12 protein-coding genes are annotated in these 12,484 nt (G+C 69.4%); 5 read left to right on the forward strand and 7 right to left on the reverse strand.

Features of this window, described 5'->3' with window-relative positions; genetic code table 11:
• Window positions 1-34 precede the first annotated feature (34 nt).
• Window positions 35-2,419, forward strand: coding sequence for a glycoside hydrolase family 3 protein (locus RAN62_RS33210; RefSeq protein WP_305788786.1), 2,385 nt, complete (start codon window positions 35-37; stop codon window positions 2,417-2,419).
• A gap of 9 nt (window positions 2,420-2,428) precedes the next feature.
• Here the strand turns inward: RAN62_RS33210 and RAN62_RS33215 are convergent, their stop codons facing one another.
• Window positions 2,429-2,896, reverse strand: coding sequence for a hypothetical protein (locus RAN62_RS33215; RefSeq protein ID WP_305788787.1), 468 nt, complete (start codon window positions 2,894-2,896; stop codon window positions 2,429-2,431).
• A 280-nt stretch (window positions 2,897-3,176) separates the two neighbouring features.
• Complete coding sequence (locus RAN62_RS33220) at window positions 3,177-4,472, reverse strand: lysine N(6)-hydroxylase/L-ornithine N(5)-oxygenase family protein (RefSeq protein ID WP_305788788.1); 1,296 nt, start codon at window positions 4,470-4,472, stop codon at window positions 3,177-3,179.
• Window positions 4,473-4,563: 91 nt separating this feature from the next.
• Between RAN62_RS33220 and RAN62_RS33225 the strand changes: the two genes are divergently transcribed.
• Window positions 4,564-5,520, forward strand: a complete 957-nt coding sequence (locus RAN62_RS33225) for a methionyl-tRNA formyltransferase (protein WP_305788789.1) — start codon at window positions 4,564-4,566, stop codon at window positions 5,518-5,520.
• 238 nt (window positions 5,521-5,758) lie between these two features.
• On the opposite strand, the gene RAN62_RS33230 is transcribed toward RAN62_RS33225, so the two are convergent.
• The 4 genes from RAN62_RS33230 to panD all read right to left on the reverse strand — a co-directional run bounded on the left by RAN62_RS33230 (window position 5,759) and on the right by panD (window position 8,304).
• Window positions 5,759-6,691: a Sco1979 family transcriptional regulator gene (locus RAN62_RS33230; protein WP_305788790.1), complete on the reverse strand. Its 933-nt coding sequence runs from the start codon at window positions 6,689-6,691 to the stop codon at window positions 5,759-5,761.
• On the reverse strand, window positions 6,651-7,466 hold the full coding sequence (locus tag RAN62_RS33235; RefSeq protein ID WP_305788791.1) for an SAM-dependent methyltransferase: 816 nt from the start codon (window positions 7,464-7,466) through the stop codon (window positions 6,651-6,653). The genes RAN62_RS33230 and RAN62_RS33235 overlap by 41 nt, the downstream gene beginning before the upstream one ends.
• An 80-nt stretch (window positions 7,467-7,546) precedes the next feature.
• The gene (locus tag RAN62_RS33240) at window positions 7,547-7,768 is read right to left on the reverse strand and encodes a hypothetical protein (RefSeq protein ID WP_305788792.1); all 222 of its coding nucleotides are present in this window, start codon (window positions 7,766-7,768) and stop codon (window positions 7,547-7,549) included.
• 116 nt (window positions 7,769-7,884) lie between these two features.
• Entirely contained in the window at window positions 7,885-8,304 is a 420-nt protein-coding gene (gene panD, locus RAN62_RS33245) for an aspartate 1-decarboxylase (protein ID WP_305788793.1), read from the reverse strand.
• A 112-nt stretch (window positions 8,305-8,416) separates the two neighbouring features.
• Between panD and RAN62_RS33250 the strand changes: the two genes are divergently transcribed.
• On the forward strand, window positions 8,417-9,421 hold the full coding sequence (locus tag RAN62_RS33250; protein ID WP_305788794.1) for an ABC transporter substrate-binding protein: 1,005 nt from the start codon (window positions 8,417-8,419) through the stop codon (window positions 9,419-9,421).
• A gap of 57 nt (window positions 9,422-9,478) precedes the next feature.
• Here RAN62_RS33250 and RAN62_RS33255 read toward each other — a convergent pair whose 3' ends face one another.
• Window positions 9,479-10,423 (reverse strand): hypothetical protein, encoded by a 945-nt coding sequence (locus tag RAN62_RS33255; protein ID WP_305788795.1) that lies wholly within the window; start codon window positions 10,421-10,423, stop codon window positions 9,479-9,481.
• A 254-nt stretch (window positions 10,424-10,677) separates the two neighbouring features.
• Here RAN62_RS33255 and RAN62_RS33260 point away from each other — a divergent pair, with 254 nt between their 5' ends.
• Together RAN62_RS33260 and RAN62_RS33265 are read left to right on the forward strand one after the other, a co-directional pair.
• Window positions 10,678-11,688, forward strand: a complete 1,011-nt coding sequence (locus RAN62_RS33260) for a nucleotide-binding protein (protein WP_305788796.1) — start codon at window positions 10,678-10,680, stop codon at window positions 11,686-11,688.
• 33 nt (window positions 11,689-11,721) lie between these two features.
• The gene (locus tag RAN62_RS33265) at window positions 11,722-12,477 is read left to right on the forward strand and encodes a 5'-methylthioadenosine/S-adenosylhomocysteine nucleosidase family protein (protein WP_305788797.1); all 756 of its coding nucleotides are present in this window, start codon (window positions 11,722-11,724) and stop codon (window positions 12,475-12,477) included.
• Window positions 12,478-12,484: the final 7 nt, after the last annotated feature.

Raw genomic sequence — 12,484 nt, forward strand, 5'->3', positions numbered from 1 at the left:
TCAGAGGTCACCCCCAAGATCCTAAGCTCAGGGGATGACTGACCCTGGGGACCTCGTCGGGCTGTTGTCGCTGGAGGAGAAGGTGTCCCTTCTCACCGGCCAGGACTTCTGGTCGCTGCCCGCCCTGCCGCGGATCGGGTTGCGGTCGCTCGTGATGTCGGACGGCCCGGTCGGCGTACGCGGCACGGGCTGGGCGCCGGAGGATCCGTCCGTGGCGCTGCCGAGCCCGACGGCGCTGGCCGCCACCTGGGACGTCGAGCTGGCCCGGGAGGCCGGCCGGCTGCTCGGGCTCGAGTCGCGGCGCAAGGGCGTGCACGTGCTGCTCGGGCCGACGGTCAACCTGCAGCGCACGCCGCTGGGCGGGCGGCACTTCGAGTGCTACTCGGAGGATCCTCTGCTGTCGGGCGAGCTCGCCGCCGGGTTCGTGACCGGCGTGCAGGAGCAGGGCGTGGGCACGACGGTCAAGCATCTGGTCGGCAACGACTTCGAGACCGAGCGCATGACCGTCGACGTGCGGATCGGCGAGCGGGCGCTGCGCGAGGTCTATCTGGCGCCCTTCGAGCGAGTCGTGGCGGCGGGCGGCTGGGGCGTGATGAGTGCGTACAACGGGGTCAACGGCCTGCCGATGGCTTCGAATGGGCCCCTGCAGCAGGACGTGCTCAAGGACGAGTGGGGCTTCGACGGGGTGGTCGTCTCCGACTGGCGCGCGGCCCGGGACACGGTCGGCGCGGCGCTCGGCGGCCTCGACATCGCGATGCCGGCCCTGGAGAACCCCTGGGGACCGAAACTGGTCAGTGCGGTCCGGTCCGGCGCGGTGCCGGAGGAGCTGATCGACGACAAGGTACGCCGGGTGCTGCGCCTGGCGGCCCGGGTCGGCGCGCTCGGCGAGGAAAGGCCCGCGGCGGAGGTGAGCGGATCCGAGCTGCCGCGCGAACTGGCGTCGAGGTCCTTCGTCCTCGCCCGGAACGAGCACTTCACGCTCCCCCTCGAGCCCGCCGCCCTGACCCGCGTGGCGGTGATCGGCGCGCTGGCCACCGACGCGCGCGTACTCGGCGGCGGCAGCGCCCAGGTGACTCCGCCGCACGTCGTGTCCCCGTGGGAGGGGCTCGTGCGGGCGCTGCCCGGGGTCGACGTGGTGCACGCGGTCGGCGCGGACCCTCGACCGTTTTTGCCCGCTCTCGCCGTGCCCACCACGGTGACGCTCCTCGGGGCGGACCACACGTTCGAGGTGCCGGCCGCGGCGGTGCGGTGGATCGGCAACCTGCCGGGCGGCACCGACCCGGCGGCGGTGACCGGCATCGAGCTGGTGACCACGTTCACACCGTTGGAGGACGGCGAGCACACGTTCGCGGTGTCGGGGTTCGGGACGTTCGAGCTGCGGGTCGGTGACGAAACTCTCCCGATCGGCACGCTGCACCCGGCCGGCACGGGACGGGCGGACCTGCTGCTGGCGCCGCGCGAGCACCGCGTGACCGTCGCGCTGACGGGAGGCGTACCCGTGGAAGTCAAGCTGCGGCAGACCCTGCAGCCGGGGATGGGGCACACGATCGCCACGACGCTGGGCCACCAGCCGCCCGGCGTGTCGGCCGAGGGCCTGCTGGCCGAGGCGGTGGAGGCGGCGCGCGAGGCGGACGTCGCGATCGTGGTCGTGGGCACGACCGAGCAGGTCGAGTCGGAGGGCTTCGACCGCACGTCACTCTCGCTGCCGGGCCGGCAGGACGAGCTGGTCGTACGGGTGGCGGCCGCGAATCCCCGCACGGTGGTCGTGGTCAACGCGGGCTCGCCGGTGCTGCTGCCCTGGGCCCACGACGTCGCGGCGATTCTTCTCACCTGGTTCCCGGGGCAGGACGCGGGGCTGGCGCTGGCCGACGTGCTGCTCGGCAGCGAGGAGCCGGGCGGGCGGTTGCCGACGACGTGGCCGCGGCGCGAGCAGGACTGCCCGATCCTCGAGGTGCGGCCGCGTGACGGCGGGCTGAGCTACGACGAGGATGTGTTCCTGGGCTACCGGGCGTGGGACCGGGCCGGCACGGCGCCGCTCTACGCCTTCGGGCACGGGCTGGGCTACACGAGCTGGCACTACGAGTCGCTGGTGGCGACCGCGACGGAGGCGGTGGTCACGCTGCGGAACGCGGGCGCGCGCTTCGGGCGCGAGGTCGTGCAGGTGTACGTGGCCCCGGCCGGCGAAGCGCCGGTCGGCGTCGGCCCGCACGGGATGCTGCCGGAACGCCCGCAACGGTGGCTGGCCGGCTTCGCGGCGGTGGCGGCGCATCCGGGTGAGACGGTGACCGTGCGGATCCCGTTGCCCGCGCGGACGTGGCAGATCTGGGACGCGGGGTGGCACACGGTGCCGGGGGCGTACACGGTCGTTGCCGCGCACGCCCTCGACGATCCGCGTCTGACAGCGTCGCTGACGCTGTGAGCTGTGGTCTTACTCCTCGTCGCGGACGACGATCAGATCGATCCCGTCCGCGGCGTTGTTCTTCCAGGTGACCTTGTAGCCGGGCCAGCTGCCCTGCAGGTCACCGTCGGCGCCGACCGTCTTGTGGATCCGGGAGCTGAGCGCCCCGGGCACCTGGAGCGTGTCCAGGATGCAGGTCAGCGCGTCCGCGGAGATGCCGGCCGAGGACTTCTCCTCGCCGGCGCCGCTCACGGTGAGCTTGCTGTTGTTGTCGGACAGCTTGGTGCCCTTGCGGTCGGGGTCACACTTGTTGGCGGCGTCGGCCATGGGGTCCGCAGTGGACTCCGCGACCGGCGCGGCCGAGACTTCCTGGTCGCCGCCGAGCAGGCGGGGCCCGAGGACCACGCCGGCGGCCACGACGAAGACAGCGAGAAGGATCCACGGGAGTGGGCTTCTCTTCCGGGCATGCGCCTGGACTGGTTGCTGGGGGCTGGTCATGTCACGTCCTCAGCGTCGAGGGGGAGGGGATCAACGCGAGCACGAAGTTTCCTCCTCGTGACCGATGGTGACAACGATCATGCGCTGAGTTCGGACGAACGGATGAGCCGACAGTGGGCGAACGGTGTGGGTACACCCCCCAGAGTTGCGGGAAAGTGCAGGTAACACCCCTACTTGATCATTAAGGGCCGGACCGCAGATCCTCCGCCCCACCACCCGCCGAAGCCCCGAAAAGCGGCCCGGACACCGACCCGGGCCGCAAAAAGTTTCGTGATCGGTGTCACGCGGGAATGAGCGAGGGGGCCGTCCGGCGCGAGACGACCGAGTCGAGAATCTCGCCCACCCGGATGGCCGTGTTGGACAACAGCGCCGACGTGATGCCGTGCGTGTGCTCGGTGCCGCCCTGCAGATAGATGCCCGCCCGCAGGGCCGGGTCGGCGGTGATCCGGTAGTCGCGCTCGACCCGCGGCCGGCCCTGCTCGTCGCGCCGGCACAGCTCGCCGACGTCGCCGAGGATCGTGAACGGGTCGGCCTGGTGATAGCCGGTCGCGCACACGACCACGTCCGCCTCGAGCATGGTCACCTCGCCGGTGACCAGCGAGTGCACGGCCGCCACCACGCCGTCCGGGCCGTCGGTCACCTGGGTCATCCGGGAGACGTTCAGCATGCGCAGCCGCTCCCGGCCGAGGACCTTCTCCTGGTACGCCCGGCGGTACAGGTCGTTGATGAGGTCGATGTCCACCACGGAGTAGTTCGTGTTGCCGTGATAGTCCATGAGCTGCTGCTTCACCGGCTCCGGCGCCGTGTAGAACTCGTCGACGGCGGCCGGGTCGAAGATGCGGTTGGCGAAGCTGCTGTCGTCGGCGGGCGAGTAGCCGTACCGGGAGAAGACCGCACACACCTCGGCCTCGGGGAACTCCGTGTGCAGCGTGGCGACCGCCTCCGCGGCGCTCTGCCCGGCGCCCACGACGACGAAGCGGCGCGGCCGGGTGCCCCGGATCCCGGGCAGCCGGTGCAGCAGGTCACTGGTGTGCCAGACCCGGTCCGAGGCGGTCACGCCCTCGGGCAGCCGCGGGCGCAGGCCGGTGCCGATGACCAGATTCCGGGCGCGCAGCGTCGTCAGCCGCTCCCCCTCGCGGGCCAGCACATCGACTGCCGTGACGTCGCCCCCGTCGGCGCACACCGGCGTGACCGAGAGCACCTCCGAGCCGTACGTGACCTGGTCGGCGACCTGCCCGGCGGCCCACACGAAGTAGTCGTGGAACTCGGCGCGCAGCGGGAACAGGTTCTTGTGGTTGATGAAGTCGATCAGCCGCCCCCGGTCGTGCAGGTAGCGCAGGAAGCTGAACTCGCTGGTCGGGTTCCGGAGCGTGACCAGGTCCTTGAGGAACGAGACCTGCATCGTCGCGTCGTCCAGCAGCATGCCGCGATGCCAGCCGAAGGTCGCCTGCCGTTCGAGGAACCGCGCGGAGACCGGAGAGCCGCCCGAGTCGTTGTGCTCCGACACGGCGATCGCCATGGCCAGATTGGACGGGCCGAAGCCGATCCCCACGACGTCGAGCTCAGGTTCAGACATGTCCGTTCCCTCCAACGCGGGGCCGACCTGGCCCCAGATTTCGGTTAGCCTAACCTAAGGTCTTGCACCCACGGATGAGGGAGAAACATTCATGCGAGTCGTCATGTTCGGCTTTCAGACGTGGGGGCACCGGACCCTGCAGGCTCTTTTGGAGTCCGAACACGACGTCGTGACCGTGGTGACCCATCCCCGGGGCGAGGGCGCCTACGAGAAAGTCTGGGCCGACTCGGTCGAGGACCTCGCCCGCGAGGCCGGCGTGCCGGTGCTCATTCGCGAGCGCGCCGACGACGACGAGCTCTACGACGCGCTGAAGCAGGCCGCCCCGGACGTGCTCGTCGCCACGAACTGGCGCACGTGGATCCCGCCCCGCGTCTTCTCGCTGCCGCCGTTCGGGACGCTGAACGTGCATGATGCGCTGCTCCCGGCGTACGCGGGATTCTCGCCCTTGATCTGGGCTCTGCTCAACGACGAACCGGAAGTCGGCGTCACCGCGCACCTCATGGACGACACGCTGGACGCGGGACCGATCGTCCTCCAGCGCGCCGTCCCGGTCGGCCCATCGGACACGACGACCGACCTGTTTCACAAGACGCTCGAGCTGTTCGGCCCGATCACGGTCGACGGCCTCGCCGAGCTGGCGACGGGCCGCCGCGACTTCCCGCCGCAGGACCGGTCGAAGGCCAGCTTCTTCCACAAGCGTGCTGAGGAGGACATCCGCATCGACTGGACCTGGACCGCCGAGGAGCTGTCCCGGCTGGTCCGCGCGCAGTCGGCGCCCTATCCGCAGGCCTTCTGCTTCCACAAGGGACAACGGCTGGAGATCGTCCGGGCGCGGGTGTCGGAGGCGATCTATGGCGGGACGCCCGGGCGCATCTTCTATCGCGAGGGCGACGGTGTGGCCGTGGTCGCCGGGGCCGAGGCTCGGCGGGGGCGCAGCAAGGCGCTGCTCATCCAGACCGTCCGCACCGAGGACGGCGTGGAGCGGGCCGCCCAAGACTATTTCCGCACCATGGGCGGCTATCTGACCAGCTATCCGCGGCCGGCCTGACGCTCTGCTCCTGTCGGCGCGGCGTTTCGCGGCCCGCGCTGTCGGCTGCGCGCGGGCCCGGCCGAGCCGCCCGCCCCGGCCCCGCCGCGCGCGATTCGCAGATCGGCGCGGCGGTCGGCCTCGCGGCCGGGGCGGAGCGGGACCGGTCGTGGGCGCCACCCTCCCCGGCACGCCCAGCGACACCACTGTGCCGCGCCGGCCGGGACCGGACCAGTACGCAGCTGCGTACCGGTTTTGATCAGCCCGCCTTCAACTCCCGGAGAATGTCGCGCAAGATCTCCTGCGTGCGGTCGGGCGGCTCGGCCTCGATGACCAGCCGGCCCATCGCGGCGGCATAGTGATCGACGTCGTCGCGCTTGTCCAGGTAAAGGCCGCTGGTCAAGTGTTCGATGTAGACGACGTCGGGCAGGTTCTGGTGGGCGAAGCGGAGGATGCTGAACGCCCCGCCCGCCGCCGCGTGGCCGCCGGACGCGAAGGGGATGACCTGCAGGCGTACGTTGCGGTGGGTCGACGCCTCGAGCAGGTACTCGATCTGCTCGCGCAGCACCTCCATGCCGCCGATCGGGCGCCGCAGCACGGCCTCGTCGATCACCGCCCACAACCGGGGCGAGTTCTCCCGGCGGAGCAGTTGCTTGCGCGCCATGCGCAGATCCGCGCGCCGGTCGATCTCCTCGGCGGACGCGGTGCCGTGTCCGAGCATGATCACGGCCCGGGCATACGCGTCGGTCTGCAGCAGGCCCGGCACGAACTGGATCTCGTACGTGCGGATGAGCTCGGCCGCCTGCTCGAGGTCCAGGTAGTTCTGGAACCACGTGGTGAGCACGTCCCCGTACGAGTGCCACCAGCCGGGGGAATTCGCCTCGCGGGCCAGGGCGAGCAGCCGCTCGTGCTCCCCCTGGTCCGTGACGCCGTAGAGCCGGAGCAGGTCGGTGACGTCGCGCTCCTTGAACGCGACGCGGCCCAGCTCCATCCGGCTGATCTTCGACTCGGAGCCCCGGATCTCGTAGCCGGCCCGGTCGCGGGTGATCCCCGCGGCCAGGCGCAGGCTGCGCAGCCGGGCCCCGAGCTGGAGCCGGCGGACCGTGGGACCGCCGTTCTGGTCCGGTGCGCTCACGGCCAGGGCCCGCTGGTTACGGCTTGCGGGCAACGACGGCGTACTGGGGGATCTCATCGGCTTTCTCCGCGCCCGGCTCCGGCTTCCAGTGGACCACCGAGACGATGCCCGGCTCCACGATCTCCAAGCCCTCGAACAACGCCGCGAACTGCTCTGGCGTGCGCAGGTGGTACTTCGGGTTGGCGGAGATGTTCCAGATGCGGACGGCTTCGGTGTTGTCGGGGCTGGTGTCGCTGCCGTCGTACAGGGCGACATAGCTGCCGGAGGGCAGCTCGTCGACGAACGAGCGGATGATCTGCCGGGCCTCGTCGTCGGACTCGACGTGGCCGAGAATGCCCATGAGGAACAGGGCCACCGGCTGCGTCAGATCGAGGGTCCGGCGCGCTTCCTCAAGAATCTTCTTGCTGTCCCGGATGTCCGCGTCGATGTAGGCCGTGGCGCCCTGCGCGCTGGTGGTCAGCAGCGCGCGGGCGTGCGCGAGCACCAGCGGGTCGTTGTCGACATAGACGATGCGCGCCTCCGGGGCCACCGACTGGGCGACCTCGTGCGTGTTGTCCGCGGTGGGCAGGCCCGTGCCGATGTCGAGGAACTGGCGGATCCCCGCCTCGCCGGCCAGATAGCGCGCCGCCCGCGCGAGATAGGCCCGGGACAGCTTCGCGTTCTCGGCGAGCTGCGGGAGGTTCTCGATGATCTGGTCGCCGACCTCGCGGTCCGCGGCGAAGTTGTCCTTGCCGCCGAGCAGGTAGTTCCAGATCCGCGCGGTCTGCGGAACAGTCGTGTCGAGCTTGGGATTGTCACGCTCGCCGCCGCCGGCGGCCGGACCCTCTGCCACGTGCGCTTCCTTCGTGTCGTGTGTCACGTCTCGATCGTCGCGCGATGAGCATAGTCCGGATCACAAAGGACAGACCTTCTTCAGGCGTAGTCGGCCGGATCGAAAATTCTGTCCACGAGGACAGCCGGTGGCGGCGCGACCCCCGGGCCGCCCGCATCGAGCCACGTCACCACGGCGCTGACCAGGCTTTCGTCGAGGATGTCGCCGAGATGGACGACGCGGGTGCCGGCCCGGCGCACGGCGGGCGCCGGGTGGACGACGACGACGTTGGATCGCTCACACACTTTGAGGCAGTCGCTCACGCGTACGCGATGCGGGGTCTGCCGGAACGCGGCGAGCTGGGCGTCGTGGTCGGTGCCGGGATGCTTGCCCGCGTCGCCGCAGCAGCAGTCCCGGCAGACCGTCAGCTTCGGAGCGGTCAGTGGACCAGGACCTTGCTGGAGATCTGGTCGTCGGCGCCGGGCACCGGGGCGCTCGGGTCGTCGCCAATCTCGACGAGCTCGTTGCGCTCGTTGACGTGCGCGACGCGGGGTGCGTACTCGCCGCGCTCGGACTCCTCGACCTGCTTGAACGACATGATGATGACCAGGTCGCCGACCGAGATGAGGCGGGCGGCGGCCCCGTTGATGCCGATCACGCCGGAGCCGGGCGCGCCCTCGATGACATAGGTCACCAGGCGGGCGCCGTTGTCGATGTCGACCACCTGGACCTGCTCGCCCTCGACGAGGTCGGCGGCGTCCATGAGGGTCTTGTCGATGGTGATCGACCCGACGTAGTGCAGGTCGGCCTGGGTGACGGTGGCGCGGTGGATCTTGCCGCCGAGCAGGGTGCGCTGCATGGTCCTCATCTCTCTGGGAGTCCGCCGCTTGTGACGGCCGCTTTCGGCCGCCGCGAAGGCAAAGGTAGCCTAACCTAACTTGCGCGCCCGCCATACCCCTCAGGAGTCCTATATGTCCTCCCTGTCCCGCCGGAGCCTTCTCGCCGCGGCCGTCGCCGGGGCGCTGGCCGTCACCACCTCGGCCTGCGCGTCCGACTCACCGGAGGCGCCCGCGGCGTCCGGCTCGACGACCGCCGCCTTCCCGGTGTCCATCGAGCACAAGTTCGGCTCCACGACCATCGAGAAGCAGCCCACCCGGGTCGTCACGGTCGGCTGGAACGACCAGGACCCGACGCTGGCTCTCGGCGTCGTGCCGGTCGCCACGCGCGAGTGGTTCACCGAGTACCCGACCTACCCCTGGGTCAAGGACGCCCTCGGCGGCAAGGAGCTGCCCACCTTCTCGGCCGAGATCAACTACGAGGCCATCATCAAGCAGCAGCCCGACCTGATCCTGGCCGTCTACGAGACGATCAACAAGGAGACGTACGACAAGCTCTCCCAGATCGCCCCGACGGTGATCCAGTCCGCCGACTACAAGGACGAGGAGACACCCTGGGACGTGCAGACCCTCACGATCGGCAAGGCACTGGGCAAGAGCACCGAGGCCCAGGCGCTGGTCGACAAGGTCAACGCCAAGGTCGAGGAGGCGAAGAAGGCCAACCCGCAGTTCGCCGGCAAGACCCTCGTCGCCGACTTCGGCCCGGAGAAGGGCGAGCACTGGATCCTGGCCAAGGGTGACCCCCGCCGCGCTCTCTTCGACGCGCTCGGCTTCGGCGCCCAGACCGAGAAGGACGGCATCAGCGAGGAGCGCCTCGACGTCCTCGACAAGGACGTCCTCTTCGTCAACGGCGCCACCAAGAAGGACATGCTCACCTCCCCCGCCTTCAGCCGCCTCAAGGTCGTCGGCGAGGACCGCACGATCTACACGTCCTTCGAGACCCCGCTGTCCGGCGCGCTGGCCTACAGCGGACCCAACGCCCTGCTGTACGCGCTCGACGTCCTGCTCCCGGCCTTGAAGAACGCCACGGACGGCGACCCCGCCACGGCCGTCGCGGACCTGTCGAACCAGTCCTCGTGACACGGGGATGGCCGGTCGCCCCTCGGGGAAGGAGGCGACCGGCCATCCGGCCCAGGATCAGATCTTCAGTGACGCGATCTTGTTGTCGAAGCCGATGTCCCGCAGATCCGCGATGCCCCCGACGAACTCGGCGTCGACCGCGCCGAGCACCTTCGACTCGCCGGTGCAGTCCGGGCCGCTCCAGACCTTGACCTCCCCGTCGAAGGCGATGCTGGAAGCGGTCCGCGCGTCGATCGCATTGACGCAGCCCCCGTCGGGCGCGCCGCTCGCCTCGACGACCTGCGAACTGGCGGCGTCGTCGAAGACGTTGAAGTTCCGCCCACCGAACAGCACGACCCGCTTGGCGGGCTCGCTCTCCCCCTGGCCCTGGCTTTGCTGCGGCGCTTCCTCGGCCCCTCCCGCCTTGCCGCCCGTCGGAGTCACGCCGAACCAGGTGCCCTTCACACCCTGCCCCTTGGTGTCCCCCGCCTCGGTGTCCTGCGCGAACCGATAAACCGGCCACCCCCCGACGGTCACCTGCAGCCGCCCGTCCTCCCGCTTGACCACACCGACCTTGTCCTCGGCCACCCCGGCAATGAAAATCTTCCCGTCCGCCTCCACAGTCACCGGCGGCCACGTCGTCGCGCACTCCCCGTCGCACGTGGCCCGCGGCGGGTCGGCGCTGTCCTGATCGAAGCGATAAAGCGTCAGGCCGGCCCCATTCACGAGTACGGGATCCAGCGCCCCCGCCCTCGCAGCAGTCAACTGCACCCAGTTGTCCGCCTTCTCCACATCGACCGCCCGCAGATTCCCCCCGTTCGGAGCCGCCCAGTCCCCGGTCCCGGCCTGAGCCTTCGACGTCTTCGCCGTGCCGATGGTGGTGTTGAGCTCCCCCGCCCCACCGCCACTCCCACCCTGCGCGGGCACCTCAGCCACGCTCTTCCGCGGCGCCGCCTCACCGCCGCACGCCGTGAGAAGCAGCGTGCCGGCCACGGCAATTGCGGAGATGGTCAGCGTTCGCATGGGTGTGCCTCTTTCATCGGCTATGTGAGCGGTACGCCTCCCACACGAACCCCCGCCCCGAACGGTTCACCCGTCCTGCCTGCCCATCCATCCCACCGGCTTGAGCCGTGATCACAGCGCCTTGCCCCTACGACGGCAACGGAGCAGGAACGCAAGATTCATCCGTACGAAGCAGTGGAATCAACGCATGATGTACAACTTTCGTCGGCCGCCGTTACAGTGTCCGGGCCGTTTCGCCCTTGGACAGGAGCACGATGCGCATTTTCATCGGCAGCTCGAGCGAATCGTCTTCGCTCATGCGAAAGATCGCACTCTGGGTCGAGAACGCCGGTCATGAACCACTCCGCTGGCAGGACCCAGGCGTCTTCCCGCCAGGGTCCTACACGCTGCAGGCTCTGCAGAGCGTGGTACAGCGAGTGGACGCCGCCATCTTCATCTTCGGCGAGGATGACCAAGTGTGGTACCGCAGCGACCAGACGTCGCAGCCGCGGGACAACGTGCTGGCCGAGTGGGGTCTTTTCACCGGCGCGCTGGGCGAAGGACGAGTGATCATCTGTCGCACGGGAAGGCCCAAGACTGCGTCGGATCTCCACGGCATCACCTATGTGCAGATGGATCAGACCTCCATGGTGCATGCCGAGGAGGAAGTTGACCGTTGGCTGGCGAACCTTGAACTCATGGGCCCGGGAAAAGGTTGGCTCAAGCCGATGTCTCCGTTCCAGGCCCGCGGGAAGCCGGCTTTGTTCGAACGCGGAACGGCTCTGTTGCGCGGCGCGCGACGCCATGTGGCGCTCGTCGCGAAGACGCCTATCCTTCTCGTTGGGTGCAGACCGTACGACAGGTCGACGCCTCCATACGAATATGAGTCAGTGCAGTTCGATCTTTACGCGCAGATGGCGCATTACAGCGCAAGTGGCACCGTCCCCCGCCTGATCTGCGTCGCCTCGCGGCCGGCGATGCTGCAAGAGGTCGAGGATCATCGCCAGGACGGACTTGACGTCCGGGTCAGAGAAAACCTGCGCGGCCTGCACACAGCCATGGCGCCGGGGAAGTCCAAGCTCGATCTGCGCTGGTACGACGGTACGGAATCGATGACCTTCCTGGTCTGTGACGACGACTTCATCATCTGGACGAAAGACAGCTCTGGTGAGAGCGTTTGGATCACCGCGCACAACGCGAGCGTCGCCCGCGCCTTGTATTACCAAGCCAGCCTGATCGGCACGGACATCGCTGTGGACGCATTCGACACGGGAACCGGGGTGTGACCGCTCGTGTCAGGGGGTGCAAGTTGCGATGTGGTGGTTTTGGCCGCGCAGGAGCAGGAGTGGCGGGCACTGCTCGCGCTGCCGGGCTTTTCGACACCCGGCGAGGACCCTGGCGAAGGACCGCGCCGGTACCGGGCGCAACTCGCCGGCACGAGCGAGGTCATGGAGCTCGATGTCGCCGTAGCCCTGTTGCGAGACGTCGGTCGCGTGGAGGGCGCTATCGCCACCGTCGAATTGCTGCACCGGCATCGCCCTCGCTGGCTGCTGTTGACCGGCGTAGCCGGGGGTTTCGAGCGGAGCGGAGTCGGTCTCGGCGACCTTGTCGTTGCCGACAGCGTCGTCGACTACGAGTACCAACGGCTGAGCGATTCGAGCACGGAGTATCGCTGGCGGAGCTTTCCCGCAAATATCACTCTTCTGGACGCAGCGCGCGCGACCGCCGAGCGTATGGCGAGCCGGCCGGCCGGCGCCTTCCCCCGGGTTCGCTTCGGCCGTGTCATGTCCGGGGACAAAGTCATCGCTTCTCCCGAAGCGATCTCCCGGCTCGGCGCCACGGCCACCGACGCCTTGGGGGTCGAAATGGAAGGCGCCGGAGCGGCGGCAGCCGTGGCTCGTGCCGCGCCGCACACAGGATTTCTCATGATTCGCGGCGTGGTCGATCTCGCGAACAGCAGCAAACGTATCGACGCCGCACGCTGGGGACGCCCGGTGTGTGACGCCCTGGCCGAGTTCACAATGGCAACGGCTGTGTGTGCCGCCGCCACAGCGGGTCACTCTCGCCCCCGGTGAGCGACGG

It is taken from the genome of Symbioplanes lichenis, from assembly GCF_030709675.1.
In the GTDB taxonomy this organism is placed as follows: domain Bacteria; phylum Actinomycetota; class Actinomycetes; order Mycobacteriales; family Micromonosporaceae; genus Actinoplanes; species Actinoplanes lichenis.